The organism is Qipengyuania flavescens (genome assembly GCF_029688735.1).
In the GTDB taxonomy this organism is placed as follows: Bacteria; Pseudomonadota; Alphaproteobacteria; order Sphingomonadales; family Sphingomonadaceae; genus Qipengyuania.
In genome coordinates this window covers 540,625-567,413 of the sequence record NZ_JARULD010000002.1, presented here as the reverse complement: position 1 = coordinate 567,413, position 26,789 = coordinate 540,625, and the positions used below count along the sequence as shown (strand labels likewise).

25 protein-coding genes are annotated in these 26,789 nt (G+C 64.0%); 10 read left to right on the top strand and 15 right to left on the bottom strand.

Features of this window, described 5'->3' with window-relative positions:
* Positions 1-32: 32 nt before the first annotated feature.
* The 4 genes from P8R33_RS08050 to P8R33_RS08035 all read left to right on the top strand — a co-directional run bounded on the left by P8R33_RS08050 (position 33) and on the right by P8R33_RS08035 (position 5,213).
* A complete protein-coding gene (locus P8R33_RS08050) occupies positions 33-869 on the top strand; it encodes an alpha/beta fold hydrolase (protein WP_278328460.1) in 837 nt (278 codons plus the stop codon).
* A 40-nt stretch (positions 870-909) separates the two neighbouring features.
* Positions 910-2,391 carry an MFS transporter gene (locus P8R33_RS08045; RefSeq protein ID WP_278328459.1) on the top strand — a complete coding sequence of 494 codons (1,482 nt, stop codon included), beginning with the start codon at positions 910-912 and terminating at the stop codon, positions 2,389-2,391.
* Positions 2,392-2,454: 63 nt separating this feature from the next.
* A complete protein-coding gene (locus P8R33_RS08040; protein WP_278328458.1) occupies positions 2,455-4,206 on the top strand; it encodes an N-acyl-D-amino-acid deacylase family protein in 1,752 nt (583 codons plus the stop codon).
* A complete protein-coding gene (locus P8R33_RS08035; protein WP_278328457.1) occupies positions 4,203-5,213 on the top strand; it encodes a zinc-dependent alcohol dehydrogenase family protein in 1,011 nt (336 codons plus the stop codon). The genes P8R33_RS08040 and P8R33_RS08035 overlap by 4 nt, the downstream gene beginning before the upstream one ends.
* A 4-nt stretch (positions 5,214-5,217) precedes the next feature.
* Here the strand turns inward: P8R33_RS08035 and P8R33_RS08030 are convergent, their stop codons facing one another.
* The 5 genes from P8R33_RS08030 to P8R33_RS08010 form a co-directional block, all read right to left on the bottom strand.
* Positions 5,218-6,288, bottom strand: a complete 1,071-nt coding sequence (locus P8R33_RS08030) for a DUF2855 family protein (RefSeq protein WP_278328456.1) — start codon at positions 6,286-6,288, stop codon at positions 5,218-5,220.
* Between the two features lie 59 nt (positions 6,289-6,347).
* Complete coding sequence (dnaN, locus tag P8R33_RS08025) at positions 6,348-7,472, bottom strand: DNA polymerase III subunit beta (protein ID WP_278328455.1); 1,125 nt, start codon at positions 7,470-7,472, stop codon at positions 6,348-6,350.
* Between the two features lie 389 nt (positions 7,473-7,861).
* Complete coding sequence (gene fabG, locus P8R33_RS08020; RefSeq protein WP_278328820.1) at positions 7,862-8,614, bottom strand: 3-oxoacyl-[acyl-carrier-protein] reductase; 753 nt, start codon at positions 8,612-8,614, stop codon at positions 7,862-7,864.
* The gene (gene fabD, locus P8R33_RS08015) at positions 8,614-9,552 is read right to left on the bottom strand and encodes an ACP S-malonyltransferase (protein ID WP_278328454.1); all 939 of its coding nucleotides are present in this window, start codon (positions 9,550-9,552) and stop codon (positions 8,614-8,616) included. The genes fabG and fabD overlap by 1 nt, the downstream gene beginning before the upstream one ends.
* 25 nt (positions 9,553-9,577) lie before the next feature.
* Positions 9,578-10,402 (bottom strand): LD-carboxypeptidase, encoded by an 825-nt coding sequence (locus tag P8R33_RS08010; RefSeq protein WP_278328453.1) that lies wholly within the window; start codon positions 10,400-10,402, stop codon positions 9,578-9,580.
* A 53-nt stretch (positions 10,403-10,455) separates the two neighbouring features.
* Here P8R33_RS08010 and P8R33_RS08005 point away from each other — a divergent pair, with 53 nt between their 5' ends.
* Positions 10,456-11,883: a glutamate ligase domain-containing protein gene (locus P8R33_RS08005; RefSeq protein ID WP_278328452.1), complete on the top strand. Its 1,428-nt coding sequence runs from the start codon at positions 10,456-10,458 to the stop codon at positions 11,881-11,883.
* 3 nt (positions 11,884-11,886) lie between these two features.
* Here the strand turns inward: P8R33_RS08005 and P8R33_RS08000 are convergent, their stop codons facing one another.
* Entirely contained in the window at positions 11,887-12,849 is a 963-nt protein-coding gene (locus P8R33_RS08000; RefSeq protein ID WP_278328451.1) for a DUF808 domain-containing protein, read from the bottom strand.
* A 191-nt stretch (positions 12,850-13,040) separates the two neighbouring features.
* Between P8R33_RS08000 and rpsF the strand changes: the two genes are divergently transcribed.
* The 5 genes from rpsF to P8R33_RS07975 all read left to right on the top strand — a co-directional run bounded on the left by rpsF (position 13,041) and on the right by P8R33_RS07975 (position 16,689).
* Positions 13,041-13,406: a 30S ribosomal protein S6 gene (gene rpsF, locus P8R33_RS07995; RefSeq protein ID WP_278328450.1), complete on the top strand. Its 366-nt coding sequence runs from the start codon at positions 13,041-13,043 to the stop codon at positions 13,404-13,406.
* Complete coding sequence (rpsR, locus tag P8R33_RS07990; protein ID WP_050601121.1) at positions 13,406-13,630, top strand: 30S ribosomal protein S18; 225 nt, start codon at positions 13,406-13,408, stop codon at positions 13,628-13,630. The genes rpsF and rpsR overlap by 1 nt, the downstream gene beginning before the upstream one ends.
* Before the next feature lie 11 nt (positions 13,631-13,641).
* Complete coding sequence (gene rplI, locus P8R33_RS07985; RefSeq protein WP_278328449.1) at positions 13,642-14,322, top strand: 50S ribosomal protein L9; 681 nt, start codon at positions 13,642-13,644, stop codon at positions 14,320-14,322.
* A gap of 87 nt (positions 14,323-14,409) precedes the next feature.
* Positions 14,410-15,891, top strand: a complete 1,482-nt coding sequence (locus P8R33_RS07980; protein WP_278328448.1) for an AMP nucleosidase — start codon at positions 14,410-14,412, stop codon at positions 15,889-15,891.
* A 27-nt stretch (positions 15,892-15,918) separates the two neighbouring features.
* Positions 15,919-16,689, top strand: coding sequence for an SDR family NAD(P)-dependent oxidoreductase (locus P8R33_RS07975; RefSeq protein ID WP_278328447.1), 771 nt, complete (start codon positions 15,919-15,921; stop codon positions 16,687-16,689).
* 386 nt (positions 16,690-17,075) lie between these two features.
* Here the strand turns inward: P8R33_RS07975 and rimK are convergent, their stop codons facing one another.
* The 9 genes from rimK to P8R33_RS07930 all read right to left on the bottom strand — a co-directional run bounded on the left by rimK (position 17,076) and on the right by P8R33_RS07930 (position 26,717).
* Entirely contained in the window at positions 17,076-17,981 is a 906-nt protein-coding gene (gene rimK, locus P8R33_RS07970) for a 30S ribosomal protein S6--L-glutamate ligase (RefSeq protein ID WP_278328446.1), read from the bottom strand.
* Positions 17,978-18,442, bottom strand: a complete 465-nt coding sequence (locus P8R33_RS07965) for an ATP-dependent zinc protease family protein (RefSeq protein ID WP_278328445.1) — start codon at positions 18,440-18,442, stop codon at positions 17,978-17,980. The genes rimK and P8R33_RS07965 overlap by 4 nt, the downstream gene beginning before the upstream one ends.
* Positions 18,439-19,449, bottom strand: a complete 1,011-nt coding sequence (locus tag P8R33_RS07960; protein ID WP_278328444.1) for a YncE family protein — start codon at positions 19,447-19,449, stop codon at positions 18,439-18,441. Before P8R33_RS07960 ends, P8R33_RS07965 begins: the two co-directional genes overlap by 4 nt.
* A gap of 2 nt (positions 19,450-19,451) precedes the next feature.
* On the bottom strand, positions 19,452-21,299 hold the full coding sequence (locus P8R33_RS07955) for a M2 family metallopeptidase (RefSeq protein ID WP_278328443.1): 1,848 nt from the start codon (positions 21,297-21,299) through the stop codon (positions 19,452-19,454).
* A gap of 69 nt (positions 21,300-21,368) precedes the next feature.
* Entirely contained in the window at positions 21,369-22,124 is a 756-nt protein-coding gene (locus P8R33_RS07950; RefSeq protein WP_278328442.1) for an alpha/beta fold hydrolase, read from the bottom strand.
* Complete coding sequence (locus P8R33_RS07945; protein WP_278328441.1) at positions 22,121-22,768, bottom strand: 2-hydroxychromene-2-carboxylate isomerase; 648 nt, start codon at positions 22,766-22,768, stop codon at positions 22,121-22,123. The genes P8R33_RS07950 and P8R33_RS07945 overlap by 4 nt, the downstream gene beginning before the upstream one ends.
* A gap of 25 nt (positions 22,769-22,793) precedes the next feature.
* Positions 22,794-23,345: a hypothetical protein gene (locus tag P8R33_RS07940; protein WP_278328440.1), complete on the bottom strand. Its 552-nt coding sequence runs from the start codon at positions 23,343-23,345 to the stop codon at positions 22,794-22,796.
* On the bottom strand, positions 23,345-24,370 hold the full coding sequence (locus tag P8R33_RS07935; protein WP_278328439.1) for an aspartate-semialdehyde dehydrogenase: 1,026 nt from the start codon (positions 24,368-24,370) through the stop codon (positions 23,345-23,347). Before P8R33_RS07935 ends, P8R33_RS07940 begins: the two co-directional genes overlap by 1 nt.
* 85 nt (positions 24,371-24,455) lie before the next feature.
* Positions 24,456-26,717, bottom strand: coding sequence for a S9 family peptidase (locus P8R33_RS07930; protein WP_278328438.1), 2,262 nt, complete (start codon positions 26,715-26,717; stop codon positions 24,456-24,458).
* Between the last annotated feature and the right edge of the window lie 72 nt (positions 26,718-26,789).

Sequence of the window (26,789 nt, the reverse complement as noted above, 5' to 3'; positions counted from 1 at the left end):
ACCACTGCGTGACCGCATCCAGGACCGATCCCATGACCGCAACCATCGAGATGATGGAGGCCGGCGGGCGCACATTGCGTGTCGCGCATTGGCGGCTGGACGAAAAATCGGACCATCCGCCGATCCTGTTTTTCAACGGCATCGGCGCGAACATCGAGGCGGTTGCCCCGCTGGCGGAGCGGCTGACCGAGCGCGGTTTCGTGATGTTCGACATGCCGGGCACGGGCGAAAGCCCCGATCCGACCGTCCCCTACAACCCCTTCACCATGAGCTGGACGGCGAACCAGATCCTCGATCAGCTCGGCTTGGGCGAGGTGGATGTCATGGGTGTGAGCTGGGGCGGTGCGATGGCGCAGCACTTCACGCTGCAATATCCCAAGCGCACCCGGCGGCTTGTGCTGGTTGCGACGACGGCTGGGATGTTGATGGTGCCCGGGAAGCCGGCAGCGCTCACCAAGATGGCCAATCCGCGCCGCTATATCGATCCTGACTTCATGAACGAGCATTTCATGACGCTGTACGGCGGTATGACCAAGCGAGCCGGGAGCAAGGAAGACCATATCGGTCGCCTCAAACCGCCTTCGCCGCGCGGCTATTTCTACCAGCTGCTCGCCATGCTCGGCTGGACCAGCCTCCCCGCCCTGCCTTTCATGGCGAAGGAGGTGCTGGTGATGATGGGTGACGAGGACCAGATCGTCCCGCTCATCAACGGGCGCATCCTCGCATCGGCCATTCCCAATGCGCGGCTAGAGGTCTTCGAAGGCGGCGGACACCTGTTCCTGCTGACCCATGCGGACGAGAGCGTCGCGATGCTACGCGAGTTCCTCGACGCTCCGGAAACCGAAGCGGAAGGCCGCCGCGCAGCCTGAGGGCGGCACGGCAGACCATCGGAAAGGACGAGCCAGACCGATGGAAACTGCCAATCCCGACCCGAACATCCGGCCCGCCTTCGCTCGCCCCCACACTGGCGAAGGCGGCGCGCTGAGCCGCACGGGCTTCGCTTGGGCGGTCTTCGAATGGGCGCGCAATCCCTATTACATCCTCGTGGTCATTTACATCTTCGCGCCCTATTTCGCGCGGGACATTATCGGCGGCGATGTGCTGGCCAGCGGTACTCTCGAAGGGCTGGAGCCGGAGGAGGCGCTGGCGCAGGCGAATGCCATCGGCCAGGCGACTATCGCCAGCGTGACGAAATGGGCAGGCGTGATCGCTGCGCTGACCGCACCCTTTCTCGGGGCCGCACTGGATAGAGGCGGCAGGCTCAAACCGATTCTCGCCGTGTTCCTTGGCGCGATCGCACTGGCATCTGCGGGGCTGTGGTTCGCCATGCCCGGTGGCGAAGGGCTTTCTACTCCGGCGATCATGACCCTGCTGGTGGTGGCTTACGTCGGCTATACCTATTCGGAAGTGACGCACAATGCGATGCTGAGCGTCGCCGGAGAGCCGCGCCGCCTGGCGATGATATCGGGTTTGGGTCTCGGCCTCGGCAACCTCGCCGCGACGCTGATCTTCATTGCCATCGCCCTGTTCTTCGTCCTGCCCGCAGCGGTGGGCTGGCCTTTCGCCTCCCCGCTTTTCGGCGTCGATCTCGAGCGCTTCGAACACGCAAGGCTCGTCGGCCCGATCTGCGCGGTCTGGCTGGGCGCGTTCTCGATCCCGTTCTTCCTGAATGCGAAAGACCCGGGACAGCCGGGCGCCAGCTGGACAAACGCCTTCAGGGATGGAGCGCGCAGCGTTTTCCGCACCTTGCGCGAAGCGACGCGGTTCCGCGAGCTGATGAAGTTCCTCATCGCCCGCATGTTCTACGCCGATGCGATGGCAGCACTACTTGCGCTGGGCGCGGTCTATGTCGCGCTGTTCCTGCAATGGAATTTCCTCGAAATGCTCTGCTACGCGATCTTCGCCAGCGCCTGCGCATTCGGCGGCGGCATCTTCGGCGGCTGGCTGGAAGAGCGCGTCGGCGTGAAGACGGCGCTGGCGCTCGAAATCCTTGCCATGGTCGTCACCGGCCTGGTGCAGCTGAGCATCACGCGCGAGAGCCTGTTTTTCGGGCTGGTGGACAATGTCGAAGTCTGGGACGGTCTCGTGTTCTCGACCCTCTCCGATCTCGTCTATCTCGGCCTGATAAGCATTATCGCGATCACCGCCACGGCGAGCATCAGCTCCAGCCGAACCATGCTCGTCGCGCTCGCGCCGCCGGGGCGCAGCGGCGAGTTCTTCGGCCTCTACGCCATCGCCGGGACGATCACCGTATGGATGGGGCCACTGCTGGTCGAACAGTTCACCCTGTGGTCGGGCGACCAGCGCATCGGCATGACATCGATCCATTTGCTGTTCGCCATCGGCCTCGCGATCCTGCTGTCCGTCCGGATGCCCGATCGCTCCGCCTGAGAAGTGCTGGACAGATCGGTTGCAATGTGGAACCTTCTTCGGCGGAGAGAGGAGCACACAACCATGCCCGCATTCGATCTTATCATTCGCAACGGCACCATCGTGGATGGGACCGGCAATACCCGCTTCACCGGCGATGTCGCCGTGAAGGACGGCCTGATCGCGCAAGTCGGCACGGTATCCGGCGACGCTGCCGAGGAAATCGATGCGGACGGCAAGCTGGTCACGCCCGGCTTCGTCGACATCCACACGCATTACGACGGACAGGCGACATGGGACCAGGAAATGGCGCCGAGCAGCTGGCACGGCGTCACGACGGTGGTGATGGGCAATTGCGGAGTCGGCTTCGCGCCCGCTCGCCCCGACAAGCATGAATGGCTGATCGGCCTGATGGAAGGCGTCGAGGACATTCCCGGCACCGCGCTTGCCGAAGGGATGAACTGGAACTGGGAGACTTTCCCCGAATATCTCGACGCGCTCGAGAAGCTGCCGCGCACGGTCGACGTCGGCACCCATGTCCCGCACGGTTCGGTCCGCGCCTATGTGCTCGGCGACCGCGAACGGCCCGGCGCGATCCCGACCGATGAAGATATCGAGCAGATGGCCGCCATCGTCGAAGACGGCGTCCGCGCAGGTGCGCTAGGTTTCTCGACTTCGCGCACCGTGCTCCACCGGGATATCGACGGCGAAGTCGTTCCCGGGACCACCGCAACGAAGGAAGAGCTGATCGAAATAGGCCGCGCCATGGGCCGCGCCGGTCACGGCGTGTTCGAGATGGCCAGCGACATGAAGCGCGAGTGGAACGAGTTCGGCTGGATGGGCGCGCTCAGCCGCGAGACCGGCCTGCCCTGCACCTATGCCGCGCTGCAATCGATCGCCAAGGAAATGTCGCTCGACGAGCAGATCGCAAGCCTGCGCGCGGAAAACGACAACGGCGCGAATATCGTCGCCCAGATCGCGCTGCGTGGAAACGGTATCGTCATGGCGTGGCAGGGCACTGTCCACCCCTTCCGTTTCCGCCCGAGCTGGCAGGCGATCGAGGAACTGCCGTGGGAGGAGCAGAAGGCGAAACTGCTCGACCCCGAGTTCAAGGCGCAGCTGCTGTCGGAAGAAAACGACCTCTCGGAGGTCAACCAGGACATCATCGGGCTGATCATGGTCGTTTGCCAGGGCTGGTCGATGCAATTCGAGATGGACCCCGACTTCAATTACGAGCCGACGGCGGAAGAAAGCATCGCCGCACGGGCCGAAAAGGCGGGCAAGTCGGGCGCGGAATACGCCTACGACCTCCTCTGCCGCGACGATGGCAAGGGCTTCATCTACCTGCCGATTCTCAATTACGCTGACGGCAATCTCGACTTCCTGATGGACCTCCAGCAGTCCGACGACACGGTGAATTCGCTCTCCGATGGCGGTGCGCATTGTGGGACGATCTGCGATGCGGCCTCGCCCACCTTCATGCTGCAGCACTGGGTGCGCGACCGGGACCGCGGCACGATCAGCCTTGAGAATGCGATCAAGCGGCAGTGCAGCGACACCGCGCGACTCTATGGCCTGGAAGACCGCGGCGTGATCGCGCCGGGCTATCTCGCCGATCTCAACATCATCGACATGGAGCGGCTGAAGCTGGGCAAGCCGTGGCTGGCGTTCGATCTTCCGGCAGGCGGCAAGCGATTGCTGCAAAAGGCGGAAGGCTATGTCGCTACGATCAAGAACGGCAAGGTCACCTTCCGCGAGGGCGAGTGGACCGGCGAGACGCCGGGCGGGCTAATCCGCGGCCCGCAGCGCGCCGAACTCGCGGAGGCAGCAGAATGAAAGCTATCCGCACCGGCGCGACGCCCTCCACGCTCGATGCTCTCGAACTGGTCGATCTGGACGGCCCCGCCGATCCGGGACCGGGAGAGATCACGGTCGATATCAAGGCTAGCTCGCTGAATTACCACGACTATGCTGTCGTAAAGGGCATGATCCCGACCGAGCAGGGCCGCATCCCCATGTCCGATGGTGCCGGTGTGGTGACGGCGGTGGGTGACGGCGTAAGCGAGTTCGCCGTCGGCGATCACGTCGTCTCGACCTTCTTCCCCGACTGGCTCACCGGCCCGCCTCCGCAAAGCGCTTTCACCCGCGTGCCGGGCGACGGGATCGACGGCTATGCGCGCGAGGCGATCACCGCGCCGACGCACTGGTTCACCCGCGCGCCCGCCGGTTTCAGCCATGCCGAAGCGGCGACGCTAACCTGCGCCGGCCTGACCGCGTGGCGCGCGCTGTTCGCGGACTACGCCGTGAAGCCCGGCGACACGGTCCTTGTTCAAGGCACCGGCGGCGTTTCGATCTTTGCGCTACAATTCGCCAAGGCGGCAGGGGCGACCGTCATCGCGACCAGTTCTTCCGACGAGAAGCTCGAGAGAGTGAAATCGATGGGGGCCGACCACCTCATCAATTACAAGGAGGTCGAGGCCTGGGGGCCCAAAGCGCTCGAACTGACGGGCGGACGCGGCGTCGATTGCGTCGTCGAGATCGGCGGCGCGGGCACGCTCGACCAATCGATGCTGGCAACGCGGGTCGGCGGGCATGTCGCGCTACTCGGTGTGCTGGCTGGCGTTGCGGGACCGGTGCAGACCGCCCTGCTCTTCTCGAAGAATTTGAAGGTCCAGGGGCTTACGGTGGGCAGCCGGAGCATGCAGCAGGATATGATCGCCGCGATCGAAGCGAATGGCATCAAACCTGTGGTCAGCGACACCTTCGCACTGGCCGACCTTGCCGATGCGTTCCGCCACCAAGAAAGCGGCAGCCACTTCGGCAAGATCGCGGTGGAGGTCTGAGCCCCTAGGGCTCGATAACGATACCCTTCGCAGGGTCGATGTCGCCGCCAAGCATGGCGACGAAGGTATCGCGCGCGGCCTCCAGCCCCTGTTTGCGCTCGATCCCTATGCTGTCGCCAGCGTCTTCGAGAAAGCCGTGCCAGCTTGCCCCGATCTGCTTGCCCGCCTCTTCCGGTCCGACCGACTTGAACAGGGCAACTGCGTGATCGGGCGCGAAGAACAGGGTCGGCGTCGGCCCGGGGATGCCGTCGGTGCCGCTGCCGCGTTCATTAATGTGGGTTGCGCCGACAAGGCACGAGTATTTGAGCGCATCGCCCAGATGCTCATGCAGGCGGCGCAGGACACTCGCATTGCCGGCGAAATCGACCGAGACGCTATCCGTGCCCTCGATATCGCCGATGTCTTCGTACGACAGTACGCGGTCGTAGAGGCCGCTTTCCTTCACGAAGGCGACATTTCCGGCAGACGTCAGCCCCACACGGCGTATTTGGGGCGAGCGGCGCTTGGTCACGCTCGCCAACCCCATGGCGGTTTTGGAGGAAGCGCTGGTGAGGATCACCTGTTGGGCGCCGAACCATTCCTCGGAACGCATGAAGTATTCGATGAGAAAGCCGGTCTTGAACAGCGGCCCGAAGATCATGCGCTCGCTCTCGCGTGCCGGATCGTGTTCGGGATCGGCCGCCAGTCGCGAATACTGGTTGTAGATCGGGCTCATCGGCTGGCGATGCTCGGCCATGTCGGTGAAGCCGCTGGCCGAAACCTTGCCGGGCAGGACGTCGAGATGCGTGCCCATGGGCAGATAACCATAGACCCGCTCGCCCTCGGCGAAATCGGGATGGTTGCTCCGGGCGACCCGCGCATGGCCCCACATCGGCACGATGCCGTGGCCGTCCGGGGCAGGGAAGAAATTCCAGTAGCCGAAGCCGTCGCCGACTACCGCGTAAGTGACGTTGTTCGCCGTAACCGAAAAGCTTTCGATCTCAAGGCGCACGGCCTCGTCGGCCAGATCGCCGAGTTCGCGCTCCGCGATATGGGTCTTGGTCAGATCGGCCTTGTCGACATGGACTTCGCGCATCGCATCTCTCCCTTTTTCGAAGGAGCGACGCTAGCGCGAATTCCAGCCCCCGGCGAGGGTCAAACCCGCATCGGCATCAGCACGTAGAGCGCAGGCGCATTCTCATCCTTGCGGATCAGCGTCGGTGCGCCTGCATCGGCGAGGTGGATCTCGACCACGTCGCTGTCGATCTGGCTGAGGATGTCCTTCAGATAGCCTGCGTTGAAGCCGATCTCGAACCCGTCGGAGCTGTATTCCGCGGGCACTTCTTCCGACGCCACGCCATTGTCTGGCGAGGTGACGGTCAGCGTGATCTTATCCTTGTCGAGGCCCATCTTCACCGCGCGGGTCTTCTCGGTCGCGATGGTCGCCACGCGGTCGACACCGGCGAAGAAGCTTTTCGGATCGAGCTTGAGAAGCTTGTCGTTACCCGTTGGAATAACGCGGGAATAATCCGGGAAAGTGCCGTCGATCAGCTTGCTGGTCAGCACCACCCCGCCCTCGCCACCGAGCGTGAAGCGCACCTTGCTGGCCGAAAGGTCGATCTGGACATTGCCGTCCATCGATTCCTCCAGCAGCTTGCGCAGTTCGGCCACGGCTTTGCGTGGCACGATCACGTCGGGCATGCCGTCCGCACCTTCGGGCCGGGCGATCGTGAAGCGCGCGAGGCGGTGCCCGTCGGTCGCGGCGGCCTTGAGCACCGGCTGGTCTTCGTCCGAGACATGGAAGAAGATGCCGTTGAGGTAATAGCGCGTTTCCTCGGTCGAGATCGCGAAGCGCGTGCGATCGATCAGCTCGGCGAGCGTCTTGGCCGGCAGTTCGAAGCTCGTCGGCAGATCGCCTTCCACGATTACCGGGAAGTCATCCCGCGGGAGGGTGGGCAGCGAGAAGCGGCTGCGCCCGGCCTTGACCGCCATGCGGTTTTCGGCGGTTTCGAGGCTCACCTGGCTGCCTTCGGGCAGCTTCCGGGCGATGTCGAACAGGAGATGGGCCGAGACGGTGATCGATCCGGCGTCCTCGACACTGGCGTCCATGTGCTCGACCACCTGCAAATCGAGGTCGGTCGCCATGACCTTCAGCGAGCTGTCGCCTTCCGCCTCGATCAGGACGTTCGAAAGAATGGGGATCGTGTTGCGGCGTTCGACGACCGACTGCACGTGGGAAAGACAGCGCAGCAGCGTCGCGCGTTCGATGGTGGCCTTCATGGTCCTACTTTCGTCCCTGCTGGGCGCGTCGAGGGCCGGAATCGCCCCTCGCGCGCCGGAATACGGATAGCGACCTTAGCGGGGCGGTATCTGGGGGCAAGGCTACGCCCGCCGCGACGATGATTCCTTGGGGAAAAGTGAGAGGTTTTTGTTGGGTTTTTGCTGTGTGCGCTATCGACATCCGTCGATAGCTTGCGGCACCGGCCCACTCCCCCACCCGGCCACCCATAGAATACCGTGCCGTGGGTGGTCGGGTGGGGAAGTGGGCCGGTGCCGAAGGGGCGGACGGATGTCCGGCCCGCACGTAACAAAGTATCCGGGAGGGGCGCCGGACGGAACGGCCGAGGTAAGCGCGGATGCGCTTCACGCGCCCAACAAAAACCCCTCTCCTACCCCATCATCGCCATCCCGCCGTTCACGTGCAGCGTCTGCCCGGTCACATAGGCCGCTTCGTCGCTGGCGAGATAGGCAACCGCAGCGCCGATCTCTTCGCCCTCGCCCATGCGGCCCATCGGGATGCGGGTGTTGATCGCGCTCTTCTGATCGTCGGTCAGCGCGTCGGTCATCGCCGTGCGGATGAAGCCCGGCGCAACGCAGTTCACGGTGATGTTCCGGCTGGCGAGTTCCTGCGCAAGGCTCTTGCTCATGCCGGTCAGGCCCGCCTTGGCCGCGACGTAGTTCATCTGGCCCGGATTGCCTGTGTGGCCGACCACGCTGGTGATCGAGATGATCCGCCCGCCCTTGGCCTTCATCATCGGCCGCGCGCTGGCGCGCATCAGGCGGAAGCTGGCTTCGAGGTTGATGCGGATCACTTGGTCCCACTCCTCGTCCTTCATGCGCATCGCGAGATTGTCGCGCGTGATGCCTGCATTGTTGACGAGGATGTTCATGCTGCCGAGCGTGTCGACCGTGGCCGGGATCAGCTCCTCGACCTGCTCGGGGTTCGACAGGTCGCAGGTGATTTCGACGTGATCGTGGCCGAACTCGTCGTTAAGCTGTTCGCGAAAGGCGCGCAGCTTGGCAGCGTTGGAACCGGACAGCGCCAGCCGCGCACCCTGCTTCGCCAGGGCATAGGCGATCGACGATCCGATCCCGCCGCTGGCGCCGGTGACGAGGGCGGTCTTGCCTTCGAGGCTGAACATCATCCGTTCTCCTTCGCGAAATTCTCGAGGTCTTCCATGGTGACGAGGCTGACCGTCGCGGCATCCTTGGCGATCCGACCGACCATCGGGCCGAGGACCTTGCCGCCGAGCTCGACGAAGCGTTCGACGCCTGCCTCCTGCATGGCGAGAACGCTTTCGCGCCAGCGCACGCGGCCGGTGATCTGGTCGACCAGCAGCGCTTGTTCTTCCGCCGGATCGGTGACGCGCGCCGCCGTGACATTGGCATAGAGCGGCACGGTGAAGGCCGACGGCGGTGTCTCGCCCAGCGCGGTCTTCATGCGTAGCGCGGCGGGCTGCATCAGCGAGCAGTGGAAAGGGGCGGACACCGGCAGCTTGATGCCGCGCTTTATGCCGTGATCCTTGGCCATTGCGATCGCGCGGTCGATGGCTTCCGCATGGCCGGAGATGACCACCTGCGTCGGGTCGTTGTCATTGGCGACCTCGCACACCTGGCCCTCGGCTGCAGCCTCTGCCAGTGCGGTCGCTGTCTCGATATCGGCGCCGAGCAGTGCCGCCATGGCCCCCTCGCCGATGGGGACTGCGTCCTGCATTGCGATGCCGCGCAGGCGGAGCAGCTTGGCGGTGTCGGTCAGGGAAAAGGCCCCGGCAGCGCACAGCGCGCTGTACTCGCCAAGCGAGTGGCCCGCGACGCAGTCTGCCTTGTCCGCCAGTGCAACGCCGAATTCCTTCTCCAGCACGCGCGCGGTCGCGACCGAATTGGCCATGATTGCAGGCTGGGCATTGGCGGTCATGGTGAGTTCGCTCTCGGGTCCGCCGGTCATCAGGCCGAACAGGTCCTGCTTGAGCGCCTCGTTCACTTCCTCGAACACCTCGCGGGCATGCGCGCTGGCGTCGGCGAGATCGGCGCCCATGCCGACCTTCTGGCTTCCCTGGCCGGGAAAGATGAATGCAGTCATGAAAATCTCCTCTTGAGGAGCGCGCCTAGGCGCGTGGGCGGCGCGCCTCAAGCCCGAAGGGGACAATCCTGTTGGCGGCATCATGCGCGATATCGGCGCGCCCGAGATAGGGTATGCCGCTGCGCGCGCACCATTCCTCGGCGATCTGCACCTCGTCCTTGCCGAAGGGGCGGTCGTTCTCCGGCACATCGGTGATGCGACCGAGGCGCAGGCCGGCAACTCCTTGGAGGTGTTGGGTCACATGGAAGAACAATCGGTCGATAGCATAGTGGTACTCGGCCACTTCCTCGACCATGACGACATGGCCGGAGAGGCCCGGCGCAAGCTCTGTGCCCACCAGCATGGCGAGCGTGGTCAGGTTGAACGCGACGGCAGGGCGATCATCGAGATGCGGCTCGAGCCCGCTGTCGTCTCCGGTCAGCCAGCCGAGCGCGCGGTCGATGGCCGCCTCTCCGCCTTCGCGTCGGATGTCCCCTGCAAGCGGCCCGTGGGCGACGCGCCCGATGTCGTGCTTGTAGAGTGCAGCGAGCAGGAAGCCGCAATCGGAATAGCCGAGATAGCTCTTGGCACGAGCATGTTCGTTCATCCCCGCCACCGCCTGCGCGGCGATACGGTTGGAGCCATAGCCCCCCATGGCGAACCAGACGGCGTCGAATGCGGCATCGTTCGCGCATTCCAGCAGCGCATCGAGCCTTACTTCGTCGCGTCCGGCAAAGTGGCCCTCTTTCGCGAAGCACTGCTCGTGGAAATGCAGCTCGATGTCCTCCCGCCCGGCAACATGCGCCAGCACTGCATCGGCCCTTGCGTGCTTGAGCGGTTTTCCCGGAGCACAGATCGCGATTTTCACCATGCGCCCTGCTAGCGCGCTTGTATCGCGCGGCACAACTCAATAGCTGCGAGGGCATGACCGATATGCCCAGCCCCGACGAGCTTTTCGCGCGACCGTTCTTCTTTTGCGGTATCGGCGGGTCCGGCATGCAGCCGCTTGCGCAAATACTGAAGGGGCGCGGCTGCACGGTCGAGGGATCGGATCGCAGCTTCGACCAGGGGCATACGCCGGAGAAATTCGCCGCGCTGGAACGGCAGGGCTTCGGCTTGCATCCTCAGGACGGCAGCGGGATCGTGTCGCAGGACCAGATCCTCGTCGCCAGCGCCGCGGTCGAGGACACGGTTCCCGATGCGAAGCGCGCGAAGGAACTCGGCTGCCTGCGGCTTACCCGCGCCGAGCTCAACTCGATCCTGTTCAACACGAGCGGCGCCGGCCTCGCAATTGCGGGCACCAGCGGGAAATCGACCGTCACCGGCATGCTCGGATGGATCCTCCACGCCGTCGGGCGCGAGCCGACGATCATGAACGGTGCGGTGATGAAGAACTTCGTCTCGCCCGAGCGCCCCTTCGCCAGCGCGGTGGTCGGCGGGCAGTCGCTCTACGTCAGCGAGGTGGACGAAAGCGACGGTTCGATCGCGCTCTACCGTCCGGCGGTCGGCGTGCTGCTGAACGTCAGCCTCGATCACAAGAGCATGGAGGAATTGCGCCAGCTATTCGGCGATTACCTCTCGCGCAGCCACATTAGCGTGATCAATGCCGACGACGAGGAAGCGCTTGCCCTCCTCCCGCATGCAAAGGAGGTCATCACCTTCGGCATAGAGCAGGAGAAAGCGCAGATCGGCATCGTGCCGGGCACGATCGCCGAAGGCCCGTTGCGACAGGCCGCCATGGTCGTCGACCGCCACGACGGCAGCGAGCATGCGCTGCGCCTGAATATGCCGGGGCGGCACAACCTCTCGAACGCTCTCGCCGCCATCGCGGCGGCAGTCGCGGCGGGAATCCCGGTCGCAAACGCGGTCGAGGCGCTGGCGGGGTTCGAGGGCCTCGCGCGCCGGTTCGACATCGTCGGGACCACCGTCTCCGCCATCACCGTCATCGACGACTTCGGGCACAATCCGGAGAAATGCGCTGCGACTCTACGCACTTTGAAATCACATCCCGGCCGGGTTATCGCCTTCTTCCAGCCGCATGGCTACGGCCCCTTGCGCCAGATGGGCGACGAGCTGGCCGAAACCTTCGCCCGCGAACTCGACCAAGGCGACCTGACGATTTTCAGCGACCCCGTCTATTTCGGCGGGACGGTCGACCGCAGCGAAGGGAGCGAGCGGATCGTCCGGCTGATCGAAGAGCATGGCGGCGACACGGAATATGTGCCGAAGCGCAAGGCCGTGGCGGACCGCATCGTCTCGCTGGCTAGGCCGGGCGACCGGATCGTGATCATGGGTGCTCGCGACGATACGCTGAGCGAGTTTGCGCGGGACCTTTTCGCCCGCCTCGCCTGACAATTAGTGCGCCTCGGCACCTTCGGTTTCGTCGTGTCCGAGGCGGAGTACCTTGTGCAGCACGAAAACGATTACCGCGCCGAGGATGAGGCCGGTGAGCGCCGACAATCCTGCGAAAGTCAGCCAGCCGAGGATGCCGCCCGCGCGGCCTGCGATTTCGCTGACGCCGTGCTGAATACCTTCGATCCAGTGCTCGGGGCCAGCGACGCCGAGTTCGGCCAGACCGTGCAGGATGATACCGCCACCGACCCACAGCATGGCGATCGTTCCGATGAAACTCAATGCGATCAGAAGCTTCGGCATAAACGCAACCAACCCCCTACCGAAACTCTGGGCGAAGGCGCTTTCCTTCTCGGCGAAATGCAGGCCGATGTCGTCCATCTTCACGATGAGGCCGACGACCCCGTAAACGCCGACCGTAACCGCGAGACCGACGATTGCCAGCACGCCGGCGCGGGTAATTAGGTCCTCTGCCGCGACTTCATTCAGAGTGATCGCCATGATCTCCGCCGACAGGATCAGATCGGTTCGAATGGCCCCTGCGATGCGCTGTTTCTCGAAGGCAACGGGGTCGGTGATCTCGTCGTCCAGGGTCTTGCCATGCTTCGCTCCACCGAGCTTTTCGATGACCTTTTCGGCGCCCTCGTAGGAGAGGTAGCAGCCCCCCAGCATGAGAATGAAAACGATCGCTGCAGGAAGGAATTCGCTGAGCAGCAACGCCCCCGGCAACAGGATGAGCAGCTTGTTCTTGAAGCTGCCCTTGGTGATCGTCCAGATGATCGGCAACTCGCGCGCCGGGCTGAGGCCAGTGACGTAGCTCGGCGTGACCGCCGCATCGTCGATCACGACGCCGGCCGTTTTCGACCCGGCGCGGCCCGCAGCAGCGGCAATATCGTCGACCGAGGCCGCCGCCGTGCGCGCGATGATCGATACGTCGTCGAGCAGGGCTACCAATCCACCGGGCACGCGTGTCTCCTTCGTTTCAAACCCAATGCCGCCCTGCCCGCCCCGTTCCCCGCTCGCAAGCCTTGCGTTTCGCCCCAATCCCGCTATGTGCGCGCATCCCTTCGGTCCGCCGGGGGATTCGAAGAAAGCCGGAGGGGCCCCGCAATCCCGCGGATCAGCCAGCGATCGGCCAGACGTGAAAGGACAAGAGCATGGCTCTCTACGAGCATGTATTCTTGGCGCGACAGGACTTGAGCCAGGCTCAGGTGGACCAGCTCGCCGCCACCGCTACCGAGATTGTCGAGAAGAACGACGGCAAGGTCACCAAGACGGAGACCTGGGGCCTCAAGAACCTCGCCTACAAGATCGACCGCAACCGCAAGGCGCATTTCGTGCTGCTCAACATCGAGGGCCCCGGCTCCGTCGTTGCCGAGCTCGAGCGTCAGACCCGCATCAACGAAGATGTGATCCGTTACATGACCATCGCCGTCGACGAGCACGAAAGCGGCCCGTCGGTGATGATGCGCAAGAACGAGCGCGATTCCAAGAAGCGCCGTGAACGTGAGGAGCGCGACTGATGGCCCGCCCGTTTTTCCGCCGCCGCAAGTCCTGCCCGTTTTCGGGCAAGAACGCCCCGACGATCGACTACAAGGACGTCCGCCTGCTGCAGGGCTTCATGTCCGAACGTGGCAAGATCGTCCCCAGCCGCATCACCGCCGTCAGCGCGAAGAAGCAGCGTGAACTGGCCAAGGCCATCAAGCGCGCGCGCCACATCGGCCTGCTGCCGTACATCGTGAAGTAAGGGGAATACCGATGGATATCATTCTCCTTCAGAGGATCGAAAAGCTCGGCTCGATCGGTGACGTCGTCACCGTGAAGGACGGCTATGCCCGCAACTTCCTGCTCCCGCAGAAGAAGGCCCTGCGCGCCAACGAAGCCAACAAGAAGGTCTTCGAAGCGAACCGCGAGCGCCTGGAAAAGGAAAACGCCGAGCGTCGTACCGAAGCCGAAAAGGCCGGCGAAAAGGTCGATGGCGAGGAAATCGTCCTGATCCGCGCTTCGTCGAACACCGGCCAGCTCTACGGCTCGGTCAATGTTCGCGACGTCGCTGCCGCCCTGAACGACAAGGGCCACGACATCGACAAGAAGCAGGTCATCATGGGTGATCCGATCAAGACGATCGGCATGCATGAAGTCCGCATCGACCTTCACCCCGAAGTCTCGATCAGCATCAAGGCCAACGTCGCCCGTTCGGACGACGAAGCCGAGCTGCAGAGCCAGGGCATCGACGTGATGGCGCAGATGTTCGAGGAAGAGCAGCGCGAAATCGAGGAACAGGCCGAGGCGAACCGCACCGACCCGAACCTCGAACCCGGCGAAATCCCGGCCGACATGCTCGAAGACGGCGTCAGCACGCCCGACGACATGACCACGACGGAAGCCACGATCGCCGCGACTGCACCCGAAGGTGCGGACGAGGACGAGCAGGCCTGATCGCCCGCTCACGACCCAATCAGGGCGCGGCGGCTTCGGCCCCCGCGCCCTTTTTGTAAGACGCGCCCGCCGGCCCTATGTGAAGCCATGACGCGAAATCGAAAACAACAAGAGGCAGGAGCAACGCCCATGGACGACATCCCCCAGATCCTCGACCGGATCGAGACCATTTACGACGCCGCCGTAGAGCGGCTGCGCGAAGACGTGATGGCATTCGGCGCCACGCGCGAATTGCCTGCGCCCGAGCGCCGTAGCGATGGCAGCTATGCCTATCCCGAACTGCGCTTGCGCTTTCGCGGCGGCGACCAGCCCGAAGACCGCAATCGCGCCTTCGGGCGGCTTAACGCGCCGGGCCTCTACACCACCACTGTCACCCGCCCGCGCCTGTTCCGCGATTATCTGCGCGAGCAACTCGAACTGATCTCGTCGAATTACGAAGTCGAAGTCGAAGTCGGATCCTCGACGCAGGAAATCCCGTTTCCCTATGTTCTCGACGGCGACGCAGGTTCGGTTCTCGCGGGCGTCGATCCCAATGCGATCGCGCGCTATTTCCCATCGACCGAGCTTGCCGATATCGGTGACGAACTGGCGGACGGCATCGTGCTCGACAGCGTCGACGATCCGATCCCGCTGTCCCTGTTTGACGGGCTGCGGACAGACTTCAGCCTTGCGCGGCTGGCCCACTACACCGGCACCGATCCGGAACACTTCCAGCGCTTCATCCTGTTCACGAACTATCACCGCTATGTTGATGAATTCGTCGACTGGGCAGGCTCGCAGCTCGGCAAGGGCGGCTACACGGCGCTCGCCGGGGCGGGCGGCCTCATGCTCACCGAACAGACGGACGATGCGCGCGGCCAGTTGTCCGACACGGCATGGCGTCGTCACCAGATGCCGGCCTATCACCTGATCGGCGAGAACCGGGGCGGGATCACGCTGGTGAACATCGGCGTTGGCCCGTCGAATGCGAAGACCATCTGCGACCACCTCGCCGTCCTTCGGCCCGAGGCGTGGCTGATGATCGGGCATTGCGGCGGCCTGCGCCCGAGCCAGAAGATCGGCGATTACGTGCTCGCCCACGCTTACTTGCGCGACGATCACGTACTCGACCCGGTCCTCCCGCCGGAGATTCCCCTCCCCGCGATTGCAGAGGTTCAACAGGCCCTCGCCGCCGCTGCTGAGGAAGTCTCCGGCGAGCACGGAGCCGACCTCAAAAAGCGTATGCGTACAGGTACCGTCGTCACCACCGACGACCGCAATTGGGAGCTGCGCTTCACCCAATCGGCCAAGCGCATGTCGCTCAGCCGCGCAGTCGGCGTGGACATGGAAAGCGCGACCATCGCCGGCCAGGGCTACCGTTTCCGCGTGCCCTACGGCACGCTGCTGTGCGTGTCGGACAAGCCGCTGCATGGCGAAATCAAGCTACCCGGACAGGCTAACCAGTTCTACGAGGAAGCCATCGCGGCCCACCTCCAGATCGGCGTCACCACTTGCCGCCTGCTGCGCCAGGAAGGCCCTCGCCTCCACAGCCGCAAGCTGCGCGCTTTCAACGAGCCGCCGTTCCGCTAAGCTCTCTCCTAAATAGGGGGACAAGACATGCCGGACATACCGAACCGCTCGCGATCGATTGCAGGGCGCGTCGCCATCATTACTGGGGCCGCAAGCGGCATGGGAGCGGCCACGGCCAGGCTCTTCGCCGCCGAAGGCGCGAGAGTGGCCGTGACCGACCTCGACCAGGCGGCCTGCGAAGCGGTGGCGGCGGAATGCGGCGAGCATGCCCGCGCCTATGCGCTCGACGTGTCGGAGAAGGACGCCATCGCGCAGGTCGTCGCGACAATTGCCGAGGATTTCGGCGGGATCGACATCCTGGTAAACAACGCCGGCGTGTCGAGCTTCTGCCCGCTCGATGACGAGGCCTACGAGGATGTCTGGCACCGCGCGCTGGCCGTAATGCTGACCGCCCACCAGCGCATGGTCCGCGCTGCCCTGCCCCATCTGCGCCGCAGCGACGCCGCGCGCATCGTCAATATCGCCAGCACCGAAGGATTGGGCGCAACGCCCGGCGACACGCCCTATGTCGCCGCCAAGACCGGCGTGACCGGGCTGACCCGCGGGCTCGCAGTCGACCTCGGCCCCGAGGGGATTACGGTAAACTGCATCTGCCCCGGCCCCATCCGCACCGCGATGACCGACGCTGTTCCGGACGAACACAAGGTGATCTTCGCCAAACGCCGCACGGCGCTCAGGCGTTACGGTGACCCGGAGGAGGTCGCTCACATGACGCTGTCGCTGGTGCTACCCGCGGCGAGCTATATCACCGGCGCGGTGATCCCGGTGGATGGCGGGTTGATGGCGCGGAATGCGTGAAACCTCGATATTCGAATTCTGGATCGAAAGTTTCGCTAGCGAGATCATTGCCAGTATATGATCATGCCGGTTCGTCACCATCTGCCCGAGGATTCGGTAATGCAGTATCACCGCGTAGCAATGTTGTTCGTTCTCGCGCTTGTACCGTCGGCATGCGCAACCACCGATCCAGGCTGGACTGGTTCAGGGGCAGAGCCCTTCGACGCCGCACAGGCGGAATGCGAACGCCTCGCCCAAACTTCGTCTGCCGACGACCGGGACGATTTGATAAAAGCATGCATGGCCGAACGTGGCTGGACGCGCGATTCAACTGCTACGACCGAACCGTCCTAGCGAAGACGTATCTGGAATAGAAAAAGTTTGAAGCCAAAGTCGGTCGAGGACGATCACCCCTTCCCCTTGGTCTTCGTCTTCCCGTCCTTCGCGTTCTTCGCGATGTAATCGATGATCATTCCGGCGATGTCCTTGCCGGTCGCGTTCTCGATCCCCTCCAGCCCTGGCGAGCTGTTCACTTCCATGATTACCGGCCCGTGATTGCTCCGCAGCATGTCCACGCCGCAGACGTTCAAGCCCATATGCTTGGCGGCGCGCACGGCGGTGCTGCGTTCTTCGGGGGTAATCTTGATCAGCTGCGCGCTGCCGCCGCGGTGGAGGTTGCTGCGAAAATCGTCCGCCGCGCCGGTGCGCTTCATTGCAGCCACGACCTTGCCGCCGACCACCAGTGCGCGGATGTCGGTACCGCCGGCTTCCTTGATGAACTCCTGCACGAGGATGTTGACGTTCGCGCCGCGAAACGCCTCGATCACGGACTTGGCCGAGGACATCGTTTCTGCCAGCACGACGCCGATGCCCTGCGTGCCTTCCAGCAGCTTGATGACCACCGGCGGGCCCTTGACCGCCTTGATGATCTCCTCCGCCTGCTTGGGATCGTTGGCGTAAGCCGTCAGCGGCAGGCCGATGCCGTATTTGGCGAGGATCTGCATGCTGCGCAGCTTGTCGCGGCTGCGGCCGATGGCGACGCTCTCGTTAAGGGGCCAGCAGCCGCGCATTTCGAATTGCCGCAGGATCGACAGACCGTAGTTGGTGATCGAGGCGCCGATGCGCGGGATGACTGCGTCGTAGCCCACGCAGGGCTCGCCATTGTAATAGACCTCGGGCCGATGGCTCGCGATATGCACCGTGCAGCGCGTGGTGTTGAGGATGTCGAGTTCGTGTCCGCGCTCTTCCGCCGCCTCTTTCAATCGCTTGTGCGAATAGAGGTTCGGATTGCGTGCCAGCATGGCGATTTTCATGGTTTGTGGCCTTTCTTGACCTTCATTTCCGGCGTCTGGAGCCAGGAATAGCCGCTGTCCACGACAAAGCGTCGACGCAATGAAGATCGACCGATGAGCATGGGGAACTTCATGTCGCTTCGGTCGGCGAGGCTGATTTCGGCGCGGAATTCGACATCGCCGATCTTCAGCGGCGTCTTGATGACATAGCGATATTGCGTTTCACCATTCGAGCTGGTGATCCCGCGCACGTCGACATGCACCGCCTCGCACACCTGGCGCACATGCTGCTGCTGGAAATCGACCGCGAACCGGACGAATTTCTCGCCGTCGCGCTCGAACTCTTCCAAAACCTCGCCATGCAGCGACGATGTGCGCGCGCCGGTGTCGATCTTGGCCGGGACACCATGGAGGCCGAGGTCGGGCAAATGCACCAACTCGCGCCAGCCGACCGCGGGGAGGAGCTTGCGCTTTGCCGTCATTCGATGATCGCGATCCCGTCGCCGCCGCCGGTCCCTGGCAGACGCCGCAGGACTTCGCCGCTGGCGAAATCGACTTCGGCGATGGTGTTGTCGCGTGTTTCGGCGACATAGATGCGCTCGCCATCGGGCGACCAGAGGATCGTCACCTGCATGCGCTCCTGCGCGCCGTCCGGCCCGGTCACCGGGATCGAGCGCACGGCCTCGCCGGTCGTAGTGTCGATCACGGTGAGCCCCCCGTCGGCAAGATCGCTGGTCACGGCAAAATCGCCCTGCGGCCGCACGGCGATGCGCAGCGGGAAAGCGCCGGTCGCAATCTCCTGCCGCACCTCAAGCGTCATCGGGTCGAGCGCGAAGGCCTTGTCCGATCCGCGCGCGCTGATCCACAGCGTTTCGCCCTCGGGCGAAAGCGCAATGCCCTCGGGTTCCTCGCCGACCTCGACCGAGCGCGGGGCGCGCCGGGTCTTGAGATCGACCAGCGTTACGGTCTTGCTGCCGAGATCGGTGGTCCAGGCGTGATTGCCGCTGGGTGCCACGGCGATCATGTGGCTGCCCTGCTGGCCGGTCGCGTATTCGAAGGTTTCCGCGTTGCCCAAAGGGTCACGTATCCAGAACACCGATTGTCGGCCCTCAGCAGTCGCGTAGAGGTCCCCATTCGCGTGCCATACGATCCCGTGGGGCCGAGCGCTTTCGCCTAGATCGATGCTGCGCGTGCGGACGAGGTCGTCCGTGCGGAAGATGTCGACTGTCTGCCCGCCGTAGCAAGCGAGCGCGACGTATCGGTCATCGGGCGAGGTCGCCAGTTCGTGCGGGTTGGCGCAGCTCTCCACGAGCAAAGTCTGCTCGCCGCTCGCCAGATCGACCTTCGCCAGCGTATTGCCGAACTTGCCCGCGACGAACAGCGCGCCATCCGCCACCGGATCGACGAGAAAGCCGGGGTTCGGCTCCCGCGCCTGCGGTGTACAGGCGGCCAGCGCCAGAACAGCGCCGAGCGCGATCGCCGATTTCACCCTCACCACCCCTGCGGTTTCCCTTCGTTCTGCTCTTCCAGCCACGCCATCAGCGGGGCGAAATATTCGACCATCGCCGTGCCGCTCATCTGCCGCTCGCCGGTAAAGGCTTCGAGCGCATCGGGCCACGGCTTGCTGGCACCCATTTCGAGCATGGCGTTGAGGTTCTTGCCTACCTCCTCATTGCCGTAGAACGAGCAGCGGTGCAGCGGGCCTTCCCAGCCGGCCTGGTCGCAGGCGGCCTTGAAGAACTGGAACTGCAGGATCCGCGCGAGGAAATAGCGGGTGTAGGGCACATTACCCGGGATGTGATATTTCGCGCCCGCATCGAACTTGGACTCGTCACGTGCGACCGGCGGGACGATGCCCTGATATTCCAGCCGCAGGTCGTTCCAGCCCTTGTTGAGCTGGTCTGCCGGAATCGTGCCGTCGAACAGCTGCCAGCGATAGCGATCGACCATCAGGCCGAAGGGCAGGAAGGCGACCTTGTCCATCGCCTCGCGCAGCAACAGGCCGATGTCCTTGTCCGCGCTCGGCACCTCGCTGCGGTCGAGCATGTCGATCTGCACGAGATATTCGGGCGTGATCGACAGCGCGATCATGTCGCCGATGGCTTCGTGGAAGCCGTCGTTGGCGCCGTTCAGATGCAGATAGTCCTGCTGGCTGTAGGCGCGCTGGTAATAGTTGTGGCCGAGTTCGTGGTGGATGACCTTGAAGTCGTCGGCATTGCGCTTGATGCACATCTTGATGCGGAGATCATCGACATTGTCGACGTCCCAGGCGCTGGCGTGGCAGACCACCTCGCGGTCCTGCGGCTTCACGAACTGGCTCCGCTCCCAGAATGTCTCGGGCAGCGGATCGAAGCCGAGCGAGGAGAAGAACGCCTCGCCCACGCGAACCATGCCGACTTCGTCATACTGCTTTTCGGCAATCAGTTCGGTGAGATCATAGCCGATGTCGCCCGCCCCCTCGGGCGCGACCAGTGGGTAGATATTGCCCCACTCCTGCGCCCACATATTGCCAAGCAAATCGGCGCGGATCGGGCCGGTCGCCGGCTGGACCTCGGCACCGTATTCCTCGTTCAGCTTGCTGCGGACATAGGTGTGCAGCGCCATGTAGAGCGGCTTCACTTCCTGCCACATCCGCTCGGTCTCGGCGGCGAACTGGTCCGGGTCCATATCGTAGTTGGAGCGCCACATGGCGCCGAGATCGGCAAAGCCCAGCTCGCTCGCGCCCTCGCCAGCAATGGCGATCATGCGCTGGTAGTCTTCCCGCATCGGCGCGCCGACATTGTCGTGCCAGCTGGTCCACATTTCGGCCTTCTCGGCAGGCGTGCGTTCGAGGTTGCCCATCTCGGCCTCGATGTCGGAGCCGTTGATCTCCTCGCCGTTCAGCGTGCCCTTGCCCTTCCCGTACTGGCTGTTGAGGCTGGTCGCGATTTCGTTGAGCTCGGTCGCCGCGCCGTCGCGCACCGGCGCGGGCATGACGATGCCGTTCCGCAGGATGTCGAGCTTGCGAGCGACTTCGGGGTCGAGCCCGGCGACGCGCGCATACTCGGCGGCCTTGTTGGCATAGGCGACGGATTTTTCGGTGGCTTCTGCGCCATATTTCGCCGCCAGCTGGTCGCTGTCATGCATGATGTATGTCGAATTGATCCACAGCACCCGGCCGTATTCGACACTGAAGTCGAACATGTCCTCCTCGACCATTGCAACCCAGTCGGCCGCGCCTTGCGGCGTCATCGGGAACTGAGCCGTTGCTTCCATCTCGTTCGACATATGGTCGTCGGCGAAAGCGGGTGCGGCGCTGGCAATGGCGAGCGCGGCGAGCGAAGTGCGGAGGAGTTTCATGGGCATTCTCTCAGACAATGTTGCGACTGGTTTCATTGGCTACCGGATTGCACCTGTGCCCGAGCTTAATCAAGCGGGATCGCCGAGCCATTCGGCGATAGCGAGGCCGAGGTCAGGCTTGGTGACGCTGCTCATATGCGTGCCGGGCACCTCGACGAAATCGGCATTGGGCAGGAGGTTGGCGAGTTCCTCTGCCGAGCCGTTGTCTCGGTCCTCGTCGCCGCAGACGACCAGCGCTGGCATGGTCACCCGGTCGAGCAAGGCGAGGTCGAGATCGGGCATGGTGTCGAGCAACAGCCGCGCCGCAGTCCGGTCCACTCCCTGCGATTTCAGGAACTGCATCGAGAAATACGCCGGGTCGCCCTTGGGGATGGCATCGAATTCGTCGATTACGCGGCGGAAGAACGCCGCGCGCTTGTCCCACTCACCGAGGCCCGCCGTGCCCATCCCGCCGACCACGATCCGCTGCGGCTCGAGCACGCCATGCACCACCGCGTGCAGCGTCGTGCGCGCACCGAGCGAGAAGCCGCCGAGGTCGTAGTCCGTGAGCCCGAAACGCTCCACCAGCGCCGCGACATCGCGCACCAGGACATTCTGCGGATATTTCTCCGGTTCGTGCGGCGCCGCACTCTCGCCATGCACGCGGAAGTCGAGCATGAGCACTTCATAGCCCTTCGCCGCGATGGCAAGATGATGGCCCCACTTGATCCAGTTCATCTCAGCGCTGGAGAAAAGGCCGTGCAGCAACACGAAGGGCCGCCCTTCGCCGTGGCGATGGAGTGCCAGCTCGGTGCCGTCGAAGCTGGTAAAGGATTCGGTTCTCATCGCTTCGCCAATCCCTTCTGCTCCATCCGCCAGCGTACCATCTCGATCCGGTCCTGCCCGAAGAAGGGTTCGCCGTCGAACACCAGCGTCGGCACGCCCCAGTGGCCGGACGCTTCCAGCGCGTCCTGATTGGCGGCGATCTCGGCGTCGAGCGCCTGCGCATCGCTTTCGATCTCCGCCTCGATTTCAGCTGGATCAAGCCCGGCTGAAATTAGCGCCTCGGCCAGATGCTCGCCCTCGTGCCAATTCTCCTGCCCGCCCCAGATCATGCGGCCGGCCTCGGCGGCGAAGACCAAGCCAGCGCCGCGCCGGGCGGCAGCCTGACCCATTCGCGTAACGCGCCGGATGTAAGGCTGGTCTTCGGCGATCTTGCGGGTCGCGGTGTCCTGCACGATCGGATCGGGCCGGGGCGCGCCGAAGGGAATGTCATGAAACTGCGCCACCCGCAGCATGTCGCGCATGGTGTATCCGAGCCAGTTGGGGTGGTTGCGCTCGAAGAAATCGGGCTGGCGCACCGCGAGCGGCCACACCGGGCGCAGCGCAATGTCGAGATCATTATCCTCCGTCATCGCACGATAGCGACCGACCGACAGATAGCTGTAGGGCGATCGGAAGCTGAAATAAAGCTCTGCAGTCAGGGTCATGGTGCCCTTATACAGGCGCGCCGGGTTAGCGGAAGAAGCAGCTCACCCCGGCCTGCAGGGCGTCGATGTTCCCAGCCTCATCGGCAAAGCCGGTGATCGTTCCGTAATCTGCGGTCGTGTACTGGAACTCGCCTTCGAGCGTGGTGTCGAGCTCCTGCACTTGCCGTTCGCCTTTCAGCGCATCGAGCGTCGAGACACCGGGCCGCACGCCGTCGGAGGTTGCCACAGCATCGCCCTCGCGCAGGAACCAGCCTGCGAACTTGCCATCGAGGAAGGCGAGTTGCAGCGGGCCGTACTGACTGAAATCCATCGGACCCGCGCCGCATTCCTCGTTCGAGCTCTCTTCGCCTTGCGAGCCGAAGGCCTGCGCAGCCATGACATCGACTTCCTCGCGCGTCGCGCCGAAGCGAAGCGGTTCGCTGCCCCTGGCTCCGACACCGTCGGCGGAGACCACGATCTTCGCGTCGGCTATGCGTTCGTCAACCGAAATGACGTCAGCGCCAAGGTCGTCGGAAGCCTCAGAGCCACCGCAGCCTACGAGTGCGAGCGGCAAGGCGATCAGAAGGGCTCTTTTCATCATCCCTTCTTGAGGCACTCGCGCCCGAGCAGTTCCGCGATCTGCACCGCGTTCAGCGCCGCGCCCTTGCGCAGGTTGTCGGACACGCACCACAGGTTTAGGCCGTTCTCCACTGTCGGGTCCTCTCGTACGCGGCTGATGTAGGTAGCGCTGTCGCCCGCGGCCTCGACCGGCGTGATGTATCCCTCGTCCTCGCGCTTGTCGACCAGCATGCAGCCCGGTGCCTCGCGCAGAATCTCCTGGGCCTGCTCGGCGGAGATTTCCTTCTCGAACTCGATGCTGACGGCTTCGGAGTGGCCGACGAAGACCGGCACGCGCACGCAGGTGGCGGTCAGCTTGATCTTCGGATCGAGAATCTTCTTCGTCTCGACCACCATTTTCCATTCTTCCTTGGTCGACCCATCGTCGAGGAAGACGTCGATATGCGGGATGACGTTGAAGGCGATCTGCTTGGTGAATTTCACCGGCTCCACCGGATCGCCGACGAAGATGTTGCGGCTCTGCTCGAACAGCTCGTCCATGCCCGCCTTGCCCGCGCCGGAAACCGACTGGTAGGTGCTGACGACCACGCGCTTGATCGTGGCGGCATCGTGCAACGGCTTCAGCGCCACGACCAGCTGCGCGGTCGAGCAGTTCGGATTGGCGATGATGTTGCGCTTCGAATAATCGTGGATCGCATCGGGGTTCACTTCGGGCACGATCAGCGGCACGTCGGGATCCATGCGGTAGAGCGAACTGTTGTCGATCACCACGCAGCCGGCAGCCGCCGCCTTGGGCGCGTATTCCTTGGCCGGACCGCTTCCGGCAGCGAACAGGGCGATGTCCCAGCCCGACCAGTCGAAATGCTCGATATTCTTGCACTTGAGCATCTTGCCGGTGTCGCCGAATTCGACCTCCGAACCCTGCGAGCGGCTCGAGGCGACGGCGGCGATCTCGTCGATCGGGAACTCGCGCTCGGCCAGCACCTGCATGACTTCGCGCCCGACATTCCCGGTCGCGCCGACGACGACGATACGATAACCCAAATTACTTCTCCAGAAACTGTTCGCCGCCGAGATAGCGACTGCTGGCGCGCCCGCAACCGCACATTCGATTGCGCATGGTAAAGCGCTAATCCGGCGGCGTCACGCCGTGATGTTCGAGGAAGCGGAAGACGGTGTTGTACCGATGCGGGCTTATCTGTTCGCCCGCAACGCGGTGGGTGTAACCGGGATAGAGCATCATCTGGAACGGTACATTGCCTTCCTGCATCTTGGAGATGATCTCGGTCGCGTTCTCGAACACCACATTGTCGTCCGCCATGCCGTGGATGATCAGCAGCGGATCGCTGATTGCGGTCGCGTTCGGGATTGCACTGGCCGCTTCATAGGCTGCGCCGTCGGTTTGCGGGGTGCCCATGTAACGTTCGGTGTAGTGCGTATCGTAGAGCTCCCACTTCGTCACCGGGGCGCCGCTGATGCCGGCGGCATAGAGGCCCGGATCGGCTTGCAGCTGCTTCAGCGTCATGTATCCGCCATAGGACCAGCCATCGATCGCGATCTTGTCCGGATCGACGAAGTCGAGCGTCTTCAAATACTCCGCCCCCGCCTTCTGGTCGCGTACCTCGACGCCGCCCATGGCGCGGTAGATCGGCTGTTCGAAGGCGACGCCGCGATTGGCGGAGCCGCGATTGTCGAGCGCGAACCAGATATAGCCCTTGTCCACGATCGCCTGCCGCAGCGCCCCGTTCCAGCCGCGATTGACGATCTGCGGGCCGGGTCCACCGTAGTGATAGAAATAGACCGGATAGCGCTTACCGGACTCCATCTCGGGCGTGACCATTTCCCAATAGAGCGGCGTGCCGTCCTCGGCAGGGATAGTGCCATATTGCGTCGGGCGGTGGCTGGCGAGGAAAGGCGCATAGGGATGCTCTGCGTCCAGCGCGTTTTCCTCGACCCACGCCAGCCGCTCGCCCGTTTGATCGGCGAGATAGATCTGCGGCGGCGTGTCGTCGCTGGACCGCGTGATCAGCAGGGTCTGGCCCCGCGAGTCCATCGTCGCCGAATGGGTAAAGCCGTCCTGAGTCAATTTGGTCGCCGGTGGGTTTTCGCCCACCCCGAAATCGGCCGCATAGATATGCTGCGCCAGCGGGTCCTCGGCGCTGGTCGCCTGGAAGAACACGCGCCGCAGCCGCTGATCGACGCCGACGAGCTTGGTCACGACGAAATCGCCGCTGGTGATCTGCTGCCATTCCCGATTGTCCGGGTCGCGGAAGTAGAGATGTCCGAAGCCGTCCCGCTCCGACCACCAGATGAGCGAGCCGTCGTCGAGCCACTTGTAATCGTCGCCGAGGTTGATCCAGTAATCCTGCACTGCCGCGCGCTCGGTGAACAGCACTTCGCTCTCACCCGTTCGCGGCGACACCTTGAGAATGTCGAGCAGGGTCTGCTCGCGGTTCTGGCGCTGGACGTAGAGCGTATTGCCGTCCGCGGCCCAGTCGACACGGGCCAGATAGATGTCCGGATCGTCGCCGAGATCGACCTTGACCCGTTCGCTGCCGTCCGGATTCATCACATAGAGTTCAACGACCGCATTCGCGCTGCCCGCGACCGGATAGCGCTGGTCGAACACTTGCGTCCCCGTCGCACCGATGGCGGCGCGGGTGACGATGCCGACCATGCTTTCGTCGAAGCGCTGCACCGCGATACGGCTGTCGTCGGGGCTCCACCAATAGCCGGTGAGCCGCCCCATTTCCTCCTGCGCGACGAATTCCGCTTCGCCCCAGCGGATCGCTTCGCCCTCCTTGGGCGTGATCGGCGCGGCTTCCTCGCCCACCTTGCCGACCCACAGCTGGCGGTCGCGCACAAAGCTGACATACTCGCCCGTACCGCTGAGCGACGGGTTCAGTTCGCTTTCCTCGGTATCGGTGAGCTGGACCACCTCGCCGCCGATGCGCGCCAGGTAGAGATCGCCGTCGAGCGGGACGAGAACGCCTTCGCCATCCTTGGTCCACTGGTAGCTGATGATGCCCTTGAGATTGCCGACACGGGCGCGCTCGCGCTGCATCTTCTCGTCTTCCGACAGCTCGCGCCCGGTGCCGAGCGCTTCACTGTCCACCAGCATCGACCAATCGCCGCTCTCGCGATCGTAGCCCCACAGATCGTAGCGCTCGCGGTCGTCCTCACGATTGCGCAGCAGGGTGAGATAGCGGCCGTCGGGCGATAGCTTCGCCTGGCGCGGTGCGGGGCCATCGAGATCGGGCGAGGCGAAGACGCGTTCGAAGGTGAGCTCCACGGGAGCAGTCTCCTCTGACGATGGGGCAGTCTGGGCGGCAAGCGGCGCGGCGAGGCAGGTGCCCAGCGCCAGCGCGGCGGCGAAGGTAATTGAGCGCAATCGATCTCTCCCGGCAGTCCGGCGCCGGTGATGGCGAGCGCGGCAGATCGGCGCAAGCCCCATGCGCCTGCA